The organism is Chromobacterium sp. W521 (assembly GCF_052805975.1).
Genome location: NZ_JBRBAF010000006.1, coordinates 95779 through 113247 on the forward strand (window position 1 = coordinate 95779; position 17469 = coordinate 113247).

A 17469-nucleotide genomic window follows, 5' to 3' on the forward strand; every position below is an offset into this window, starting at 1 on the left:
AGGTTGCAAATGGTAAAGCTAGTCCGTCCGGTGCTAGGCATCGAACTCACTTCGTCCGCTACTGAAACCCAAGATACCCGCCTGGATTCCGTATCCCAACTCCCGCCGCTAGGGCCGCGCTCCCGTTACCGTTTTGCCGGCCCCCATGCCAAAGACCTCAGCCTGCCCTTCATCCGCCGCATTGCTGGCCGCACCTATCCGCATTATTGGCAGCCGGCCGAAGTCAAGGATGAATTTGAAGCCTGCGCCTTGGGCCGTCAGTACGCCGCCCACCTGGCGCAGATGCTGAAACTCAACCGCCAGCACGCTGCGCGCGGGCTGCTGTTCCGCATTGCCAGCGATATGGATTTCAGCGACCGCAGCCACCGCCGCAGCATGTGCAAAAGCTTCTTCAACTATCTGGAGATACTGCTGAACTTGGGGGCGCAACAGGTGGACCTGGCGCAGCACGTGGAGGCGATGCAACGCTTCCATCTCAGCCTGGATGAGCTGGAAACCTTGCAGCGGAAGCCGAGGCGGAAGAAGAGGAGCTAAGAACCTGTTTACGATCTTGCGAGCTAGAGCGAGACAAGGCGAAAACGAGCGAAAAAGCGGAATGGTCAAGTGGTACATGAGCATTTTGAGCTTGCTTTCAACGCGGTATCGCCGACGCGTAGCAGATCGTAAATAGGTTCTAAGCCGGGAAGGGCAGCCGGCCCCATTGGGGCTGGCTGTTGGGAAGGGGATAGTTACCCCGGAAAACAGCCACATTCGTATCCAGCAAAGCAGGGGTGTTTCTGTTGACACTCCCCCGCTGAACTGAGAACCTTCCCGCTTCCATTTTTTTGTTATTGCTCGCCATGAAAATCACCGCCAACACCGCCGTTACCCTGCGCATGAAAGTCACCGACAGCCAGGGCCTGGTTTACGATGATGGCAAAAAGCCCGTCTCCTACTTGCACGGCGATTACGACAACCTGTTTCCCAAGCTGGAAGCCGCGCTGGAAGGCCAGGAATCGGGCTTTCAAACCACGCTGGAACTGGCCACCGAAGACACCTTCGGCGCGCGCGACGAAGCCCTGGTTACCACCATGCCCAAGGCGGACTTCCCGCCCGGCGTAAAAGTAGGCGGCCAAATCCAGCGCATCGGCCCGGATGGCGAGCCGCGTTACTACTTCGTCACCAAGATCAAAGGCCCCACCGTTTTGCTGGACGGCAACCACCCGCTATGCGGCAAAACCCTGCGCTTTGCCGTCAAAGTGGTGGACGTGCGCGCGGCAACGGCTGAGGAAATCGCTCACCAGCATGTGCATGGCGAGCACGGGCATCAGCACTGATAGCTCCTGCCTCATATAAACAAAGCCCTCCCAAATTTGGGAGGGCTTTTTTTGTCTGGGGCTTGGTGGTTTGGGTGGTGGTTATCTGTTGTTGAGTGCTTTTTCATATGCGATATCAACTTTGATATATAAAAGCATTTTCTTTTGGATTGCTCAACTTAGATCTTTGTGTTGATGGTGGTTTTTGATTGCAGCGAATTCGTCAGAGATTCAGTCGCTTCTACTTTCCAAATTTTTCATTGTCATTTCTGAGGCAGGAGTCTTTACAAAAGCTGAGGTAAGGAGCTGAGAGTATGCGTTTAAATATTCCTAAAGCCTGATGGCAAAGACCATGGATGCCGAGAGTGTAACCAAGTAGCTGCCGTATTTTTATTGCCACTATTCGAATGGTAGTGACACTTGTCAGACTGTAGCGGTAGGGCTTTGTAGATATACTGTTTTTGGCTGATTGGCTTTGCTAGGTTTTTCAATTTCTGAAGATGCTAGTTATGGTTCGGGTCATTGGGTTTGGCTTGAAAGATTAACATTTACTTGAGGTGCTTATAATGGAAAATGAGATGACTGTTGAAAATGCTTACATGGCTTTTGAGCTTGGAGCCGTTATCTCTGGCGTTGATTTGGTTTCTGAGTTCTACGGAAATTCTTCTTATAACTGGAATCTGATTCAAGTTTTGACGGCTTTGAGGCCACATCGGGCAGGCTATCGCATCCTGATTACAACCTCCATCAAAGAGTCCAAGCGCGAAGAAGTCAAGAAATTGATTTTTAATTTTATGGGCGGCAATGAAGATTACGATTTGCTGATGCGTGCCGATGATGACAATCGTGACTACATGGAAATCAAGAATGAATGGTTCCATAATGGCAAAATAAAATATCCTGTTCGGATGTTCTTTGAGCGCTCCAATGCTCATGCTGATATGTGGCGCGGACTGGGGCTGAACAGCGCCCAAGTTTGATTAAGTGAAAAGCCCTCTTTTGAGGGCTTTTTATTACTCCTTTGGTAGTAGCCGCCTGCTGTGCGGTAAACCCCTGCGCTTTGTTGTCAAAGTGGTGGACGTGCGCGCGGCAACGGCAGAGGAAATCGCTCACCAGCATGTGCATGGCGAGCACGGGCATCAGCACTGATAGCACCGGCCTCGCATAAGCAAAGCCCTCCTCAATTGGAGGGGTTTTTTGTCTGGGTCTGGAGGTTTGGGTGGTGGTGATTTGCTGCTGATATGTGGCAGAGATGAATAGAGTAGGGGGCGTTAGTAGTCAAAATAGTGGGTCGAGGCAAATTTGTTGAGCGTCTCTAACTCGGCCTAAGCAGTCACTCGACAGGTAAGTGTGGAGCGACAGGTTTACACGGAATACTGGACACGTCCGGCCTAACGTTTGAGCTCAGGCCGCGGCCCGCCAGGGCCGTCGCGCCTGCAGCGAATGGTTATGCGGCAGCACAGCAACCCTTACGCCAACGAGATCATGTCAGCTTTGACGCTTGCGAAATCCTTCCAACCTAGGAACTCAACGACATCAAAGGACATGTTCCGCTGTTTGTAGTCCGAATAGCGCTGATCCACATTTGCCGCGAGCGCGTCAAAACACACCTGGACCTTGTCGCTCGGTTTGCCTTCTTCCCAATGAATCCCTTGATTACGACCCTGCCAAACCACCTCTCTTAAGCAACTCCCTCCAATTGCCCTGCCATCTGGACAGTTGCTAGGCTTCCCATGGCACATGGAGATTCCTTGCTTTGCGTATTGAAGTAGGGAGGTTGAAAGAGACTGTACAGAGAAGGCGTGCACCGCGATCTGGGCTACCAGCGCAGACCGATCCTGCTCCATATGGAACTGTTCTTTGTCTTCCCCAAAATAGTTGTCCCAATACATTCCAGTTGCAGCAGCAACGTCGTCCGGATCCTCGGCGAATCTGGCCATGTACTCCGCGCACCGATAGTTGTCTTCCACAACCTTTCTGAGTTTCGCAATTTCAGCCTCCAGCGCCCCGAGTTTATTGTTCTCCACCCAGATTGCCTCAATGATACGGCTGGCTGCGAATTCGATTTCCAACAGATAGTCTGACATTTTCATTTCTAGAGCTTCTCCATGTCACGCTCGCTTGCCAATATGCCGCATAACGTCTGAACTCACCGGACTGCGCGGCTTTTCGCGCAGGTCCGGTGGATTGATGGGTTAGGCATCGGCGGCCACCTTCAGGTACGACACGAAGGCTGAACAAGTGACAAGCATGAACTTCGCGTCTGCATACGTGATGGTGGCTTCGTCGGTAAGCGAGTGACGAATTCCAGAGGCATCGTTGGTGTACCCGTAGAGAGAACTAAATGCTTTGGACATGGCGGGATGGAGATTCTGAACACGCTTAAGTGCGTCGCCAAGCGTGGCTGACGTGTTGCCAGTTACGAGCCGGCAAGCGGCCTCCACGGCTGAAATGGATTCCTTCACGGAGTTTCGGTAGTCGGGTGCCTCTTTGTCGCTGAGCATGCGTAGAGCCGCATCGAGATGAGTGCGAACCGGTGAATCAGCCGTTGCCAAGGCAGCCTCGATTGCCTGGATTTCGTTCTTGTCAGTAATTTCAGCGATCTCGGTTCCAACGAAGCGGTACGCCGCGTTGTGTTCTTCAAGAGTGTTGTTTATCCACTTACGTGTTTCATCCGAAAGCAACTCGCTTTGGTCGTTGGCAATTGTTTCAAGTAGGTCGTAGATTTCAAACCACTGGCAACTGGTGAAGTAGTCCTTCAGCACGTCATAGGCGCCCTTCTTTCCATAGGGTTCGTAGAAGTTGGGAAGCCTGTCCAAGTCTCGATTGAAGTAGTTGAACCAAAGCCTTCGAACCAAATAGTCGATGCGCTTCGTCAGGTCGTCATAGCTGCGATTATGGGAATCGTAACGATCCCAGATCGTGACCTTCAAAATGTTCCAAAGCTTTGTGCGTAACGCAGAATCAATAGACTCTCGTTGGAATGCACTCTCAAGAGGGGAGTAACCGTGTCGCTGAGAAAATGTCGGCATGAGCAATCCTGAGATGCCTAACGTGGAGCTAACCGGACTGCACGGCTTTTTGCGCAGGTCCGGTTGAGCGCAGTGTTATACCTACCACGGTGCTTTGCCGAGGATAGGTTGTGTCTTGGCAACAATCTCAGCGTCTAGCTTTTGAGCAAGCAGCTCGACGAATTGCTTGAGTTGCACAACCTTAGACTTGGTGATCAGCTCTTTCTTTCCATGTGCAATCTTATTTCTGGTTTCAATGCAATCCGTTAAACGAGTCTTAACCGTTTTGTTATCGCATTTCTGCCAACTTATTGAGTCCATGATTTCGTAGACGCCAAGGCCAGCAAACATTTGATTGATAATGTTGACGTGAGGATTACTTCTTGGAGGCTTGACCAACTTGATAACAGCATCAGGATCAGCCACTTTGCCTGCTAAGACAATTTTGCCAGTCTCAGCGTGAATTTCATCGATGAAACCTTGGAAGTGGGCTGCAAGCAGTACATATGCTGCTCGGTTGATTGCATCAACTTCTTTGGGTTTCCCTTTTCCCGGCTTCGTAACGAGAGCATTAAATACGACTGCTACTTGTGCTAATTGCCCTCCTGCCTGATTTGCTGCGTTCTGCGCGTTATTGAATTTGGTAATTGCCGAGTGTGCATTGAGCAACTGATCAATATCCTTCAGTCGTTCCGTGAGGTTTGCGAGTGATTTTGAGGGCATGAGTGTCCTTAGGTATAACGTAAAATATACACCTTTGCAGGTGTATATTTGGTTTATCTGTGTGTATAACTAGGTATGATATAAGCATTTCTATTTGTTTTACAAGCCATTGGAGTTGCCAATGCCTGAAAGTACACAGCCAGCGTGGGACTGCCGCGCCACGCTTGCTCGATGTGTTGCGCGAGACGCTGCGAGTCAGGCATTACAGCCTGCGCACCGAGTAGCAATACGTCCATTGGGGACGTCGCTTTTTGCGCTTGGCACCCTCGCGAGATGGGGGCTGCGGAGGTCTGTAGCTTTCTCACCCATCTGGCTATTGAAGGTCTGGTGTCTGCATCCACACAAAATCAAGAATGTCTGCGTTTCTGTTCCTCTATCGTGATGTGCTGATGCTGAACTTGCCCTGGCTAGATGAGGTTGTTCGGGCCAGACCGTCCAGGCATCTGCCAGTTGTTCTGACGCGACAGGAGGTCGCGGCACTGCTGGCGCAGGTCGATGGGCTGTACGCGCTGCAGTTGCGTTTGCTATACGGCACCGGTATGCGGCTGATGGAGTGCATGCGCCTGCGGGTCAAAGACATTGACTTCGGGCGTGGCGAAATTCTGATCCGCGATGGCAAGGGGGCGAAAGACAGAGTGACAATGTTGCCTCAGAGCCTGGTGGCGCCACTACAGGCTGAATCGCTCCTCTGAATCGTCCCAACTCTTGTAGACAGCCCTGATCTAGGATTGGCAATGGCTGGTCTGTAAGCAGAACCGGCTATATTTCGTTGCAAAGCTAACAGACCGCTCAGGCCGAATAGCCGACCAACAAACACCCCTACGATATATCCATCATCAACTTCCCAATCAAACCCCCGCCGCCACCTTCTCCAAACTCGGCAAAGTATGGGTATACAGCTTGGCCAAGTCATTGGGGCTAGCGATGGTTTCAAAGTGCTCCATCTTGATGGCCAGGAATTGTCCATTACTGCCATCGCGCACTTCGCCCACTTCCAGCGCTTTCAGCGCGCTTATCCAGTACCAGTTCTGGCCCATGTTTCCCTTATCGCAATAGGCGTACCACAGCGGCAGGCGGAATAGCCGCTCGAAGGTAAGCGCTTTTTTGAGTTCTTCCTCCAGGCTGAGGGTGAGTTCGCCGCGCGATGGGGTGTAGTTCTTGGCGTCGATGGCGATCATGCCCAGCGAGGGCAGCAGGAGCAGGAAGTCCGGCCGTTTGGCCGTGCCATGGAATAGGGTGGCAAAGCTGTTTTTGTTCTGACAGATGCCGACATAGGCCAGCTTGTGCTGCTTGAACCAGGCGTTGAGCGCTTTCTCGCCCTCATGGCCCTTTTTTTCCGCTGAGCTGGGGGCGGGTTGGGAGGGCTGAGTTGTGACTGGCGGCAGGCTAGGCACGGAAGTTTGCGCGCTTGTTGGGCTAGCGGGCTGGATAGGCGTTATGGCTTGCGGCGGCGTTGGCGCGGCGCTTGGCTGTGGAGCGGGAACTGCTGCCGGTTTAGTTGCTTGTTGTGGGGGACGATTCTTGAAAATATTTGCGAAGGTGAATGCCATGGTGTCGTTTGGACTGGTGATTTAGAAAAGGATGAGGGCGGCTAGCCGGTTAGCCGCGCCTGGTCCGCCTGATACGCCGCGTCGCGGTCGCTGAACAGGCCCAGGCGCACCAGGCGGGCGAGGATGGCGCCGCGGCTGCGGCCCAGTTGTTTGGCGATGGCCTGGCTGTCCGGCTGGGCCGGGCTGTGCCATAGGGTTTTCAGTTGCTGGTCGTCGGCCACGGTCCAGACCGCGCCTTGCTTGTCTGCCGTGGGCGGCGCAGCGGGTTTGGCCGGCGGGGTTTCCGTGGCGGCGGGCACGTCCCAGAGCGGCGGCAGGTCCAGTGCTTGCATGCGGGCGTTGTCGGCCTGCATCGCCGCTTGCTGGTGCTCGTATAGCCCTAAGCGGACCAGCCGGGAGACGATGGCCAGCGGGCTGCGGCCCAGTTTTTCCGATAGTTGGCGTACTGGTGCGGGGGAGGCTTCCCACAGCAGGGTTAAGCGGTTGTCTTCGGCTATGGTCCAGCGTTGGCCCTGGCGTGCGCCGCCGGGGGCCACTTGTGGCTCAGGCGCGGAGGGTGGGTCCGCGGCGTGTTGTTTGGCGACGCGTTTGAGCTGCTCGTAATACAGCGCGCGCGCCTTGTCCAGCGCCGGGTCCTTGGGGGTGCCCAGCGGGTCGCGCCGGCCGGCCGGGTCTACGCCCAGGACCAGTTGTTCGACGATTTCGAGTTCTCTCATAGGGATGCCCGGAGCCGGTCTCGCATTGCTTGCGGGGCGGGTGCCGCCGTGGATAGGCCATGTTATCGCCGCGGCCGGGTTCTATGCAAATTGAGTTTGCGGCGCGCGGCCCGGGGGCGGGCCGGCGCGCTTTAGAGCCTGTTTACGATCTGCTGCGCGTGGTGAGACGTCACACGGTGAGTACCACTTCGAAATGCTCATGTACCGTATGACCATTCCGCTCCTTCAGCCGCAACGCCTGGTCTCGCTCTAGCTCGCAAGATCGTAAACAGACTCTTAGGCCTCGATTTCTATCAGGGTGGGATTAGCGGCGGCGGCGGCCTGTTCCAGCGCCTGGCGCAGCAGCGGTTCCGGGGTGCCCAGCGCCAGGGTTTCGGCGCGCCAGCCGTAGGCGCGGGCCAGCGCCGGGAAGTCCGGGGTGTAGAGGTCCACGCCCAGCGGTTCCATATGGGCGGCGCGCATCGCGCTTTTGATTTCGCCGTAGCCGCGGTTATTGAGCAGCAGCACGATCAGGTGGGCGCGGGTTTCCATCGCGGTGCCCATTTCCGCCAAGGTGAACTGGAAGCCGCCATCGCCCGCCAGGCAGAGCACCGGCCGGTCCGGTTCGGCCAGCGCGGCGCCGATGGCAGCGGGCAGGCCGTAACCCAGCGCGCCGAAGCCCACGGAGGCGTTGAACCAGCTGTTGCCGCGCGGCGCGCAAAAGCCCAGGTTGCCGGCGTAGACCAGGCGGGTGGAGTCTCCCACCCAGCGTGCTTGCGGCAGGATGTCGCGCACGCGGTGCAGCCAGGCCAGGTCGGCCGCGTTTTCCGGTTCCATTTCGGCGGCGGCCAGGCGTCGGGCGGCGTCGGCGCGTTCTTCGCCCTGGCGGGCGGCGTCGGTCAGCCGCGGTATCAGCAGTTGCAGGGTTTCTTTGGCGTCGCCCAGCAGTGGTAGATCCGCGCCGCGGCCGCGGCAGAGTTGTTCCGGGTCGATGTCGACGCGGATCAGCGCGCCGGGAAGGCGGAAGCCGCCGTCCACATACATGTCGAAATCGGTGGGCCCCAGTTCGCAGCCCACGGCCAGTACCACGTCGCTGGCGGCGATCAGGCGGCGCGCGGCCGGCAGCGAGGGGCTGCAGGACAGCGCCAGCGGGTGGCTGTCCGGCAGCGCGCCGCGCGCGTTGATGGTCATCAGCGCCGGCGCGTCCAGCATTTCCGCCAGCCGGGTCAGTTGCGGCGCGGCCTGGCGCGCGCCGCCGCCTATCAGCAGCAGTGGCCGTTCCGCGTTGGACAGCAGGCGGGCGGCGTGGTCGATGGCGGCGGGGGCGGCCGGCCCGCGCAGCAGCCGCGTTGCCGGCGCATGCGGCAGCGGCAGGCCGTCGGCGGGCGCGGCCATCAGGTCCAGCGGAATTTCAATGTGCACCGGGCGCGGGCGTGCACCGTCGAACACGGCGAAGGCGCGCGCCAGCACTTGCGGCAGTTCCGCCGCCGCGGTCAGGGTGTGGCTGAAGGCGGCGACTTGGCTGGCCAGCGCGTGCTGGTCCGGCAGTTCGTGCAGGTGGCCGTCGCCGGAGCCCAGCTTGCCGCGCGCGTTGACGCCGGAGATCACCAGCAGCGGGATGGAGTCGGCGTAGGCCTGGCCCATGGCGGTGGCGATATTGGTGAGGCCGGGGCCGGTGATGACGAAGCAGACGCCGGGTTTGCCGCTGACGCGGGCGTAGCCGTCGGCCATGAAGCCCAGGCTTTGTTCGTGGCGGGCGGCGATGTGGCGGATGCCGCTGCCGGCCAGGCCGCGGTAGAGCTCGATGGTGTGGACGCCGGGGATGCCGAACACGGTGTCGACGCCGTAAGCCGCCAGCCAGGCGGTGAGGTAGCTGCCCAGGGTGGTGCTCATGCGGATTCCTTTTGTCTTGGCGCGGCGGTGCGCAGTTGGCCGGCGAAGCTGGCGATGCGGCGGCAGGCTTCAGCCAGGCGTTCGTCGTCCACTACCAGGCCCAGGCGGATGAAGCCGGCGGCGGTGGGACCGAAGGCGGCGGCGTCCAGCACGGAGACGCCGGTGGCTTCAAACAGCTTCCAGGCGAAATCCCCGGCTTCCAGGCCGCAGCCGCGCACGTCCAGCAGCAGGAACATGCCGGCTTCCGGCAGCGGGCATTGCAGGCCGTCCACGCCGCTGAGCAGGCTGTGGGCCAGGTCGCGCCGGCGCTGGTACAGCGCGCGGACGGGTTCGACAAAGGCGTCGTAGTCTTGCAGGGCCAGCAGCGCGGCTTGCTGGATGAAGCCGGGGATGCCGTAGAGCATGCACAGGGCCAGCGTGCCCATGTGCTGGATCAGCGGGCGCGGGCCGGCGGCCCAGCCCAGCCTCCAGCCGGCCATGGCGTGGGATTTGGACAGGCTGCCCAGGGTCAGCGTGCGTTCCGCCATGCCGGGCAGGGCGGCGATGCTGTGGTGCGGGGCTTCGAAGCTGAGGCCGGCGTAGACTTCGTCGGCCACGACCCACAGGTCGTGGCGGCGGGCGAGCGCGGCCACCGCGGCCTGTTCTTCCGGGCGCAGCGCCGCGCCGGTGGGGTTGCAGGGGGTGGCGAGGAAGATTGCACGGCTGCGCGGGGTGACGGCGGCTTCCAGCGCGGCCAGGTCCAGGTGGAAGCCGTCCGCGGGTTTCACCGGCACCGGCACCAGCGTGGCGCCGCTGGCGCGGATGCTGGCTTCGTAGGTCAGGTACATGGGCTCCGGCACCAGCACTTCGTCGCCGGCCTGGCACAGGCAGAGCGCGGCGGAGAACAGGCCGTTTTGCGCGCCGGCCACCACGATGACGTTGTCGGCGTCCATCTCCAGGCCGGTGGCGGCGGCATGGCGGCGGGCGATGGCGGCGCGCAGGTCGGCGCGGCCGTCCACCGGGCTGTAGTGGGTGTCGCCGTCGCGCAGCGCGGCCACCGCGCGTTCGATGATGGGGGCCGGGGTGGCGAACTCCGGGTCGCCCACGCTGAGGATGATCACGTCCTCACCGCGGGCGGCGGCTTGTTGCGCAGCAAAGTGGATGTTCCAGGCATCGACGCGTTCGCCGGCGATGCGTTCGACCAAGGGGGAAAAGCGCATGGAGGTCTCCGTAACAATGGGGTAAGGCGGCACTGGAACCCGTTTTCAAGACGGGATCACCTTCGCGCAGCAGATCGTAAACAGGCTCTTAGAATGCGGTGCGGACCGGCAGCCTCCTCTCCAGCCGCAGGAAGACCCGTTCTATCAGCCAGGCCAGCGCGAAATAGATCAGCGCCACGGTCAGCAGCGGTTCGTAGGTGCGCAGGGTTTGCGCGCGCACCAGGTTGGCCGCGCCCAGTACGTCCATCACCGCCACGGTGGAAGCCAGCGCGGTGGATTTGAGCAGCAGCACGGTTTCGCCGGCCAAGGACGGCAGCAGGATCAGCAGCGCGCGCGGCAGCCAGATGCGCCGCGCCGCGGTCAGCCGCGACATGCCCAGCGCGCGGGCGGCTTCCAGTTCGCCCTTGGGCACGGCGGCCAGGCCGCCGCGCACCACTTCGCCCACATAGCCGGCCACGCTCAGCGCCAGCGCCAGCGCCACGTACCAGAATCCTTCTCGCAGGTAAGGCCACAGCGGGCTGTCGCGCAGCGCCGGAAAGCCGGCGAACAGGCTGCCCAGGCCGTAATAGAGCACGTAGATCTGCACCAGCAGCGGGGTGCCGCGGATCAGGTTGGTGAAGGACAGGCTGAGCCAGGCGAGGAAGGGCTGGCGGGACAGCCGGGCAAAGCCCACCGCCACGGCCAGCGCGAAGCCCAGGCTGCCGGAAAGCAGCAGTAGTTGCACGGTGATGGTGACGCCGCGCCAGAGCATGGGGCCGTAGTCTTGCAGCCATTGGAAGTTCATGCGGGTCTCCCGTTCACAGCGCCGGTTGCCAGCGGCGGAAGCGGCGTTCAATCAGGCTGAAGCCGGCGTTGGACAGCAGGGTCATCAATAAGTAGATGGCGGCCACGGTCAGATAGAACAGCAGGTACTGACGGGTGGAGCCGGCGGCCTGTTTGGTGGTGAACAGCAGTTCGCTGTAGCCCACCACGCTGATCAGCGCGCTGTCCTTGATCAGCACCAGCCACAGGTTGGCCAGGCCGGCCAGCGCGTAGGGCATCATCTCCGGCAGGATCACGCGGCGGGCGGTCAGCCAGCGGCCGCAGCCGAAGGCGCGCGCGGCCTCGATGTGGCCGTGCGGTATCGCCTGCACCGCGCCGCGCATGATTTCCGCCGCGTAAGCGCCTTGCACGATGCCCAACACCACGATGGCGGCGGCAAAGCCGTTCACCTCCACTTGCGGCTGGCCCAGCAGCGCCGCCAGCGCGTTGATGGCGTCCCCGCCGGCGTAGTAGAGCAGCAGGATGAGCAGCAGCTCCGGCAGCGAGCGGCATACGCTGGTGTAGGCGTTGGCCAGCCGTTTGAGCAGCGGGTGGCCGCCCAGTTTGACCAGCGCGGTGGCCAGGCCTATCACCAGGCCGAGCGCGAAAGCGCCCAGCGAGATTTCCAGCGTGACCACGGCGCCTTGCAGCAGGGCGGGGCCCCAGTCGCGGACTACGGCGTCGTAGGCTTGTTGCAGTGAATCCAGCATCTATGCTCTCCCTGGGGCGGCGCAGGCGGACGGGGCGCTGTCACTTGGCGTCCGGCGAGATGTTGACCTTGAAGTATTTCTTCTGGATGGCGTCGAAGCTGCCGTCGGCGCGCAGTTGCAGGATGGCCTGGTCGAACTGCTGTTTGAGCGCAACGTCGGCCTTGCGCAGGCCGGCGCCGATGCCGGGGCCGAACAGCGGGTCCTTGGGCGCCAGTCCTTTGGATTCCAGGCCGGCGCCGTCCTTGCCGCCGAGGAAATCGCTGGCGGCCAGCGCGTCCAGCAGCATCAGGTCCACGCGGCCGGCGACGAGGTCGGCGTTCAGTTCGTCCTGGGTGTTGTAGTAACGGATGGCGGAGCCGGCGCCGTAGTATTTCTTCAGGAAGTTGGCGTTGGTGGTGGCGGATTGCACGCCCAGGGTCTTGCCCTTGAGGCCGGCCGGGCTGAGGACGGTTTTTTGGCCCTTGGGGCCGACGAACTCAGAGGCGGTGTAGTAGTAAGGCAGGCTGAAGGCGATGACTTTTTCCCGCTCCGGGGTGATGGACATGGAGTTGAAGATCACGTCTATCTTCTTGCTGTTGAGCGCGGGGATGATGCCGTCCCAGGACACTTCGGTGATCTGACAGTTTTGCTTGAGGCGCTGGCACAGCTTGCGCACCAGTTCCACTTCAAAGCCGCTCCATTGGCCGTTGCTCTGTTTGATGGTGAACGGCGGGTAGGGCTCGGCGGCGATGCCGATGCGCAGCGGGTTGGCGGCGGCCGCGGCGGCACAGCACAGGACGGCGAAGGCGGCGATGAGGGTGCGGAGTGGCTTCATGGGGTTTCTCCCTGGGGTGTCAGGCGTTGACAAACTGGCGGCAGCGTTCGCTGCGGGGCGCGGCGAAAATCTGTTCCGGCGGGCCGGCTTCCTCTATGCGGCCCTGGTGCAGGAACAGCACTTTGCTGGAGACTTCGCGGGCGAAGGCCATTTCATGGGTGACCAGCAGCATGGTGCAGCCTTCATCGGCCAGCTGGCGGATCACCCGCAGCACTTCGCCCACCCGTTCCGGGTCCAGCGCGGAGGTGGGCTCGTCGAACAGCATCACCGCTGGCCGGGTGGCCAGCGCGCGGGCAATGGCCACCCGCTGTTGCTGGCCGCCGGACAAGAAGGCCGGATAGGCCTGGCGCTTGTCCGCCATGCCCACTTTCTCCAGCAGCGCCTCGGCCAGCGCCACCGCTTCTGCGCGCGGCTGGCGCAAGACGCGCACCGGCACCTCGATCAGGTTCTCCAGCACCGTCATGTGCGGCCACAGATTGAAGTTCTGGAACACCATGCCCAGCCGCGAGCGCAGCCGGTCCACCTGGCGCGGGTCGGCCGGCACGCGCCGGCCGTGCTTGTCGGTGCGCAGGGCGATTTCCTCGCCGGCAATCAGCACCCGGCCGTCGTCAGGAACTTCCAGCAAATTGAGACAGCGCAGCAAGGTGCTCTTGCCGGAGCCGCTGGCGCCGATCAGCGACACCACTTCGCCGGCGGAGGCGGCAAAGGAGACGCCGTCCAGCACCACTTGGCTGTCAAAGCGCTTGCGCAGGTTTTCCACCGCGACGATGGGGGTGGGAGGTGGGTGGATGGTGGGGGTGGGGTGATGCATGAATCTCTCCTCCTTGCGGCTGTGGCAGCCTGCTGTAGTTGTGAGCCGCACCTTGGTGCGACCGTGCTAGGAGTGGCAACATCCATGCCAGCGGGGCCGTTTTTTAATTGCATGAATTTAAAAGGGTTTTGTGCTTGCTCGCGGCGATAAAAACCGTCAATACTGCAACTATTCATAAAAACGCCGAATTTTTGGCACCCGTGCTTGGCAGCCAAGAATCTGTTTACGATCTCGCGAGGCAAGGCGAAAACGGCTGAGAAAGCGGAATGTACAGGTGGTACATGAGCATTTCGAAGCCGTACTCACCGTGTAACGCTCCACGACGCGCAGCAGATCGAAAACAGGTTCTTAAGGGGAAGGGAGAGACATGGATGCAGACCTGAGCCAGGGCATTGCGCTGTTTGGCGATTTTTTCGACGCGATCGGCCTGTCGGTGGCCATCATCGACCAGGACGGGCGCTACGCCTATTACAACCAGGAGTGTTCGCAGCTGGACGAATACACCGCGGAGCAGGCGCTGGGAGCCTATCTGCTGGAGCTGTACCCGGAGCTGGACGAGAACAGCAGCACCTTGTTGCAGGCGCTGCGACAGGGCCGCAGTTACCGCAACCATTATCAGCGCTACCGCAATCCCAGAGGCAAGGCGGTGCATCAGGTGCATACCACGCTGCCGCTGAAGCGCGCCGACGGCCGTATCGTCGGCGCGGTGGAATTGTCCCGCGATCTGACCGTGGTCAGCCCGCTGCATCAGGCGCTGGTGGATTTGCAGCAGAACGTGGAGGAGGAGGCCGACGGCGGGCTGACCGGCATCATCACCGACGACGCGGCGATGAAGCAGCTGATCCACCAGGCTCGGCGGCTGGCGCGCGCCGACGTGCAGGTGCTGATCCACGGTGAAACCGGCACCGGCAAGGAATTGTTCGCCCGGCTGCTGCATCAGGAAGGGCCGCGCGCCGAGCGTCCCTTCGTGGTGCTCAATTGCGCGGCCTTGCCGGAGCCGCTGTTTGAAAGCACCTTGTTCGGCACCGTGCGCGGCGCCTTCACCGGGGCCGAGGACCGGCGCGGGGTGCTGGAATCCGCCCATGGCGGCACCTTGTTTCTGGACGAGATCAACTCGCTGCCGCTATCCATCCAGGGCAAGCTGCTGCGGGCCTTGCAGGAGGGCACGTTCAGCCGGGTGGGCTCTGGCGCGGAGGTGCGCGTGGATGTGCGAGTGGTGGCTGCCAGCAACGAGTCGCCGCAGCGGATGCTGGACGAGCGCAAGATCCGGCCGGACCTGTTGTACCGGCTTAACGTGGGCTGCCTGGCGGTGCCGCCGCTGCGCGAGCGGTTGCGGGACATCCCGCTGCTGGCGCAATCCTTTTTACGCAAGCACGGCAAGGTCACTGGCCACCGAGTGCAGCGCATCAGTCACGCGGTGATGGAGCGCATGCTGCGCTATCACTGGCCGGGCAATGTGCGCATGCTGGAAAACGTGCTGTTGCGCAGCCTGATCCTGTGCGAGGGTGGGGACGAACTGGACTTCCTGCTGTTGGAGGAGGAGGGCGAGGCGGCGGAGCGGCGCGCGGAAGAGCGTCGGCCGCCGGCCCCGCCGCCGCCGCCGCCGCCGCCGGACGCCGAGGGCACGCTGGGGCAGCGTATGGCGAGCTATGAGCGCCGGCTGCTGGTGGACTGCCTGGAGGGCTGCGCCAATCTGACCGAGGCGGCGCGCCGGCTGGGCCTGCCGCGCGCCACCTTGCAGTACAAGTTGAAGAAACACGGGATACAGCTGGCGCGCACGGTGTTGGGGTGAGCTGGGCATGGCGTCCCTCGCAGCTGAGTAGCGGGTAGAGAGCGAGAGCGCTTGGCTGTCGATAAAATAACCCCAGGGTTATTGACGGGCCTGTCGTAGAAGCTACAATAAGCTCTGGCCGATAGTCTGCTCAAATGTCTTGCGTGCCAGAGCACGACAAGGTGAAAACAAAAGCAGAATGTAGAAATGCTACATGAGCATTCTGAAGCTGTTCTCACCGTACTGTGTTTACGAGGCGCAGCAGATCGTAAACAGACTCTAAGCGTAGGGGCGACGCCGTGACCAGCAAAGAAGTCATCAGCATGATAGAGGCCGACGGCTGGTATCTGGTTGCCGCCAAGGGAAGCCATCAACAGTTCAAACACCCGATCAAGACCGGCCGGGTGACGGTGCCTCACCCCAAGAAGGACATACCGATAGGCACGCTGAACAGCATCAAGAAACAAGCGGGTCTCAAGTAAGGAACCATTATGTACTACCCGATTGCAGTTGAACCCGGTGACGACCAACATGCCTATGGCGTCATCGTGCCGGATCTACCCGGCTGCTTTTCCGCCGGGGACACTCTGGATGAGGCCATCCGGAATGCCCGCGAAGCCATTGAGCTACATCTGGAAGGGCTGGTGGAAGACCTGGACGTTATCCCTCTGGCCAGCAGCGCGCAGGCTCATGTCGGTAAACCCGAGTTTGCCGGCCATCTCTGGGCGCTGGTGGATGTGGACATCACTCGCTATCTGGGTAAAGCGACCAAGATCAATGTCACGTTGCCGGCCAACCTTCTGCACCGTATCGATGAATATGTCGCTTCCCACCCGGAATACGATAGCCGCAGCGGTTTCCTGGCCAAGACCGCGCTAGAAAAGCTGTTGTGTCGGCCGTAAAAGTGGTTAATTTTGCTGTTTGACCATGGATGTGCCGCGTCGCACTCAGCCTCTTAAGAACCCGTTTACGATCTGCTGCGCGTCGTGAGGCGTTGCATGGTGAGGACGAGCTCAAAATGCTCATGTACCACTTGTACACTCCGCTTCTTCAGCCGCAACGCCTTGTCTCGCCTTAGCCCGCGAGATCGTGAACAGGCTCTTAGGCCTGCTAACAAAACCGCGCAGCGTACCTGAGTCAAGGCGCGCCGACGCAGAAAACGAAGTTTCTGCGAAGCTACAGTACAAGTGGTACGGCCAGGAGGCGCAACGCAGGATCAGGGGGTTTTGTTAGCGGGCCTTAGTTACAAATCCAGCACCAGCGGCCCGCTCCCCGCCGCCCGCGACACGCAGATCATGATGCGCTCCTGGCGCTCCGTCTCGCTCAGGTATTGGTCGCGGTGCTCGGCGTTGCCGGCCAGCAGCCTGGTTTCACAGCTGCCGCAATAACCTTCCCGACATAGGCAGTCCGGCCGCAGCGCGGTCTGCCGCTCTATCGCCGCCAGAATGGATTCCTCTGCGCCCACCCGCACTTGCAGGCCGGAGCGGGCCAGCTCCACTTCGAAACTAGCACCCTCCGCCGTCGCGTCGGCGCTGAAGCGCTCATAATGCAGCCGGCCGGCGGGTAAGCGTCGCGCGCAGGCGTCCGCCGTTGCCGCGATCAGCCGTTCCGGCCCGCAGACGTATACCTGGCTGTCCGCTGGCGCGGCGGCGATCAAGGCGTCTAGGTCCAGCCTGTGTCCGGCTTGGCTCTCGTACAGGTGGACTCTGGCGTCGCCTCGTTCGCTTCGGTTAGCCAGCTGAGCGGCGAAGGCGGCGCTGGCGGCGTCGCGGAAGGCGTAGTGCAACTGGTAGTGGGCGTCATTGCCCAGCGCCGCCATATGGGCGATGAAGGGGGTGATGCCGATGCCGCCGGCGATGAAGAGCCGCGTGCCGGGAGCGGCGGCCAGCGGAAAGCGGTTGGCCGGCGCCTGTACGCGCAGGCGGCTGCCCGGCTTCAGCGCGTGCAGATAGCTTGAGCCGCCGCGCGAATCCGGCTCGCGCTTGACCGCGATGCGGTAGACCCCGCCGCCGGGGTCCAGCAGCGAGTAGGCCGCCGGCCGGCCCGGAGGCGGCATGTCCACCACAATGTGGCTGCCGGACGGACAGGGCGGGGCCGGGCCGTCCAGCGGCCGCAGGGTGAAGGCTTTGACTCCGGCGGCCACGTCTTCGATGGCGCAGACTTCGGTGACGATGGCGGACATGCGCGGCGCTCCGG

20 protein-coding genes are annotated in these 17469 nt (G+C 61.1%); 8 read left to right on the top strand and 12 right to left on the bottom strand.

Annotated elements, in window-relative coordinates:
* Nucleotides 1-9: 9 nt before the first annotated feature.
* The 3 genes from ACUXV1_RS10855 to ACUXV1_RS10865 all read left to right on the top strand — a co-directional run bounded on the left by ACUXV1_RS10855 (nt 10) and on the right by ACUXV1_RS10865 (nt 2275).
* Nucleotides 10-534: a hypothetical protein gene (locus ACUXV1_RS10855; RefSeq protein WP_446015395.1), complete on the top strand. Its 525-nt coding sequence runs from the start codon at nt 10-12 to the stop codon at nt 532-534.
* Between the two features lie 305 nt (nt 535-839).
* Nucleotides 840-1316, top strand: a complete 477-nt coding sequence (locus ACUXV1_RS10860; protein WP_114152881.1) for an FKBP-type peptidyl-prolyl cis-trans isomerase — start codon at nt 840-842, stop codon at nt 1314-1316.
* 545 nt (nt 1317-1861) lie between these two features.
* Nucleotides 1862-2275, top strand: coding sequence for a phosphatase domain-containing protein (locus tag ACUXV1_RS10865; protein ID WP_227107409.1), 414 nt, complete (start codon nt 1862-1864; stop codon nt 2273-2275).
* A 489-nt stretch (nt 2276-2764) separates the two neighbouring features.
* On the opposite strand, the gene ACUXV1_RS10870 is transcribed toward ACUXV1_RS10865, so the two are convergent.
* From ACUXV1_RS10870 to ACUXV1_RS10880, 3 genes are all read right to left on the bottom strand, one after another.
* Nucleotides 2765-3382, bottom strand: a complete 618-nt coding sequence (locus tag ACUXV1_RS10870; RefSeq protein WP_446015396.1) for a hypothetical protein — start codon at nt 3380-3382, stop codon at nt 2765-2767.
* 108 nt (nt 3383-3490) lie between these two features.
* Complete coding sequence (locus tag ACUXV1_RS10875) at nt 3491-4327, bottom strand: AbiJ-NTD4 domain-containing protein (protein ID WP_446015397.1); 837 nt, start codon at nt 4325-4327, stop codon at nt 3491-3493.
* An 81-nt stretch (nt 4328-4408) separates the two neighbouring features.
* Complete coding sequence (locus ACUXV1_RS10880; RefSeq protein WP_446015398.1) at nt 4409-5029, bottom strand: HEPN domain-containing protein; 621 nt, start codon at nt 5027-5029, stop codon at nt 4409-4411.
* 273 nt (nt 5030-5302) lie between these two features.
* Between ACUXV1_RS10880 and ACUXV1_RS10885 the strand changes: the two genes are divergently transcribed.
* Together ACUXV1_RS10885 and ACUXV1_RS10890 are read left to right on the top strand one after the other, a co-directional pair.
* On the top strand, nt 5303-5419 hold the full coding sequence (locus ACUXV1_RS10885) for a hypothetical protein (RefSeq protein ID WP_446015399.1): 117 nt from the start codon (nt 5303-5305) through the stop codon (nt 5417-5419).
* A complete protein-coding gene (locus ACUXV1_RS10890) occupies nt 5383-5721 on the top strand; it encodes a tyrosine-type recombinase/integrase (protein WP_446015400.1) in 339 nt (112 codons plus the stop codon). Before ACUXV1_RS10885 ends, ACUXV1_RS10890 begins: the two co-directional genes overlap by 37 nt.
* A gap of 156 nt (nt 5722-5877) precedes the next feature.
* Here the strand turns inward: ACUXV1_RS10890 and ACUXV1_RS10895 are convergent, their stop codons facing one another.
* From ACUXV1_RS10895 to ACUXV1_RS10930, 8 genes are all read right to left on the bottom strand, one after another.
* The gene (locus ACUXV1_RS10895; RefSeq protein WP_446015401.1) at nt 5878-6423 is read right to left on the bottom strand and encodes a hypothetical protein; all 546 of its coding nucleotides are present in this window, start codon (nt 6421-6423) and stop codon (nt 5878-5880) included.
* Nucleotides 6424-6620: 197 nt separating this feature from the next.
* Complete coding sequence (locus ACUXV1_RS10900; RefSeq protein WP_081556616.1) at nt 6621-7295, bottom strand: hypothetical protein; 675 nt, start codon at nt 7293-7295, stop codon at nt 6621-6623.
* Nucleotides 7296-7571: 276 nt separating this feature from the next.
* A complete protein-coding gene (locus ACUXV1_RS10905; protein WP_446015402.1) occupies nt 7572-9167 on the bottom strand; it encodes a 5-guanidino-2-oxopentanoate decarboxylase in 1596 nt (531 codons plus the stop codon).
* Nucleotides 9164-10366 carry a pyridoxal phosphate-dependent aminotransferase gene (locus ACUXV1_RS10910; RefSeq protein WP_446015403.1) on the bottom strand — a complete coding sequence of 401 codons (1203 nt, stop codon included), beginning with the start codon at nt 10364-10366 and terminating at the stop codon, nt 9164-9166. The genes ACUXV1_RS10905 and ACUXV1_RS10910 overlap by 4 nt, the downstream gene beginning before the upstream one ends.
* Before the next feature lie 88 nt (nt 10367-10454).
* A complete protein-coding gene (locus ACUXV1_RS10915) occupies nt 10455-11150 on the bottom strand; it encodes an ABC transporter permease (RefSeq protein WP_043634166.1) in 696 nt (231 codons plus the stop codon).
* Nucleotides 11151-11163: 13 nt separating this feature from the next.
* Nucleotides 11164-11877, bottom strand: coding sequence for an ABC transporter permease (locus tag ACUXV1_RS10920; RefSeq protein ID WP_052370374.1), 714 nt, complete (start codon nt 11875-11877; stop codon nt 11164-11166).
* A gap of 40 nt (nt 11878-11917) precedes the next feature.
* Nucleotides 11918-12691, bottom strand: a complete 774-nt coding sequence (locus ACUXV1_RS10925) for a transporter substrate-binding domain-containing protein (RefSeq protein ID WP_081556620.1) — start codon at nt 12689-12691, stop codon at nt 11918-11920.
* A gap of 19 nt (nt 12692-12710) precedes the next feature.
* Nucleotides 12711-13502 carry an ABC transporter ATP-binding protein gene (locus ACUXV1_RS10930; RefSeq protein WP_194426786.1) on the bottom strand — a complete coding sequence of 264 codons (792 nt, stop codon included), beginning with the start codon at nt 13500-13502 and terminating at the stop codon, nt 12711-12713.
* A gap of 367 nt (nt 13503-13869) precedes the next feature.
* Between ACUXV1_RS10930 and ACUXV1_RS10935 the strand changes: the two genes are divergently transcribed.
* The 3 genes from ACUXV1_RS10935 (at nt 13870) to ACUXV1_RS10945 (ending at nt 16175) form a co-directional block, all read left to right on the top strand.
* Nucleotides 13870-15294: a sigma-54 interaction domain-containing protein gene (locus ACUXV1_RS10935; RefSeq protein ID WP_446015404.1), complete on the top strand. Its 1425-nt coding sequence runs from the start codon at nt 13870-13872 to the stop codon at nt 15292-15294.
* A gap of 278 nt (nt 15295-15572) precedes the next feature.
* Nucleotides 15573-15755, top strand: a complete 183-nt coding sequence (locus tag ACUXV1_RS10940; protein WP_043634155.1) for a type II toxin-antitoxin system HicA family toxin — start codon at nt 15573-15575, stop codon at nt 15753-15755.
* Nucleotides 15756-15764: 9 nt separating this feature from the next.
* Nucleotides 15765-16175 carry a type II toxin-antitoxin system HicB family antitoxin gene (locus ACUXV1_RS10945; RefSeq protein WP_107731681.1) on the top strand — a complete coding sequence of 137 codons (411 nt, stop codon included), beginning with the start codon at nt 15765-15767 and terminating at the stop codon, nt 16173-16175.
* A 341-nt stretch (nt 16176-16516) separates the two neighbouring features.
* On the opposite strand, the gene ACUXV1_RS10950 is transcribed toward ACUXV1_RS10945, so the two are convergent.
* The gene (locus ACUXV1_RS10950) at nt 16517-17455 is read right to left on the bottom strand and encodes a PDR/VanB family oxidoreductase (protein WP_446015405.1); all 939 of its coding nucleotides are present in this window, start codon (nt 17453-17455) and stop codon (nt 16517-16519) included.
* Between the last annotated feature and the right edge of the window lie 14 nt (nt 17456-17469).

Excerpts from the sequence above, each read along its gene's own strand:
- ACUXV1_RS10900 (WP_081556616.1), bottom strand. The coding sequence starts at position 7,295 with ATGAGAGAACTCGAAATCGTCGAACAACTGGTCCTGGGCGTAGACCCG.
- ACUXV1_RS10885 (WP_446015399.1), top strand. The coding sequence starts at position 5,303 with ATGGGGGCTGCGGAGGTCTGTAGCTTTCTCACCCATCTGGCTATTGAA.
- ACUXV1_RS10945 (WP_107731681.1), top strand. The coding sequence starts at position 15,765 with ATGTACTACCCGATTGCAGTTGAACCCGGTGACGACCAACATGCCTAT.
- ACUXV1_RS10910 (WP_446015403.1), bottom strand. The coding sequence starts at position 10,366 with ATGCGCTTTTCCCCCTTGGTCGAACGCATCGCCGGCGAACGCGTCGAT.
- ACUXV1_RS10920 (WP_052370374.1), bottom strand. The coding sequence starts at position 11,877 with ATGCTGGATTCACTGCAACAAGCCTACGACGCCGTAGTCCGCGACTGG.
- ACUXV1_RS10930 (WP_194426786.1), bottom strand. The coding sequence starts at position 13,502 with ATGCATCACCCCACCCCCACCATCCACCCACCTCCCACCCCCATCGTC.
- ACUXV1_RS10890 (WP_446015400.1), top strand. The coding sequence starts at position 5,383 with ATGTCTGCGTTTCTGTTCCTCTATCGTGATGTGCTGATGCTGAACTTG.
- ACUXV1_RS10860 (WP_114152881.1), top strand. The coding sequence starts at position 840 with ATGAAAATCACCGCCAACACCGCCGTTACCCTGCGCATGAAAGTCACC.
- ACUXV1_RS10950 (WP_446015405.1), bottom strand. The coding sequence starts at position 17,455 with ATGTCCGCCATCGTCACCGAAGTCTGCGCCATCGAAGACGTGGCCGCC.
- ACUXV1_RS10870 (WP_446015396.1), bottom strand. The coding sequence starts at position 3,382 with ATGTCAGACTATCTGTTGGAAATCGAATTCGCAGCCAGCCGTATCATT.
- ACUXV1_RS10855 (WP_446015395.1), top strand. The coding sequence starts at position 10 with ATGGTAAAGCTAGTCCGTCCGGTGCTAGGCATCGAACTCACTTCGTCC.
- ACUXV1_RS10865 (WP_227107409.1), top strand. The coding sequence starts at position 1,862 with ATGGAAAATGAGATGACTGTTGAAAATGCTTACATGGCTTTTGAGCTT.
- ACUXV1_RS10935 (WP_446015404.1), top strand. The coding sequence starts at position 13,870 with ATGGATGCAGACCTGAGCCAGGGCATTGCGCTGTTTGGCGATTTTTTC.
- ACUXV1_RS10915 (WP_043634166.1), bottom strand. The coding sequence starts at position 11,150 with ATGAACTTCCAATGGCTGCAAGACTACGGCCCCATGCTCTGGCGCGGC.
- ACUXV1_RS10925 (WP_081556620.1), bottom strand. The coding sequence starts at position 12,691 with ATGAAGCCACTCCGCACCCTCATCGCCGCCTTCGCCGTCCTGTGCTGT.
- ACUXV1_RS10905 (WP_446015402.1), bottom strand. The coding sequence starts at position 9,167 with ATGAGCACCACCCTGGGCAGCTACCTCACCGCCTGGCTGGCGGCTTAC.
- ACUXV1_RS10880 (WP_446015398.1), bottom strand. The coding sequence starts at position 5,029 with ATGCCCTCAAAATCACTCGCAAACCTCACGGAACGACTGAAGGATATT.
- ACUXV1_RS10875 (WP_446015397.1), bottom strand. The coding sequence starts at position 4,327 with ATGCCGACATTTTCTCAGCGACACGGTTACTCCCCTCTTGAGAGTGCA.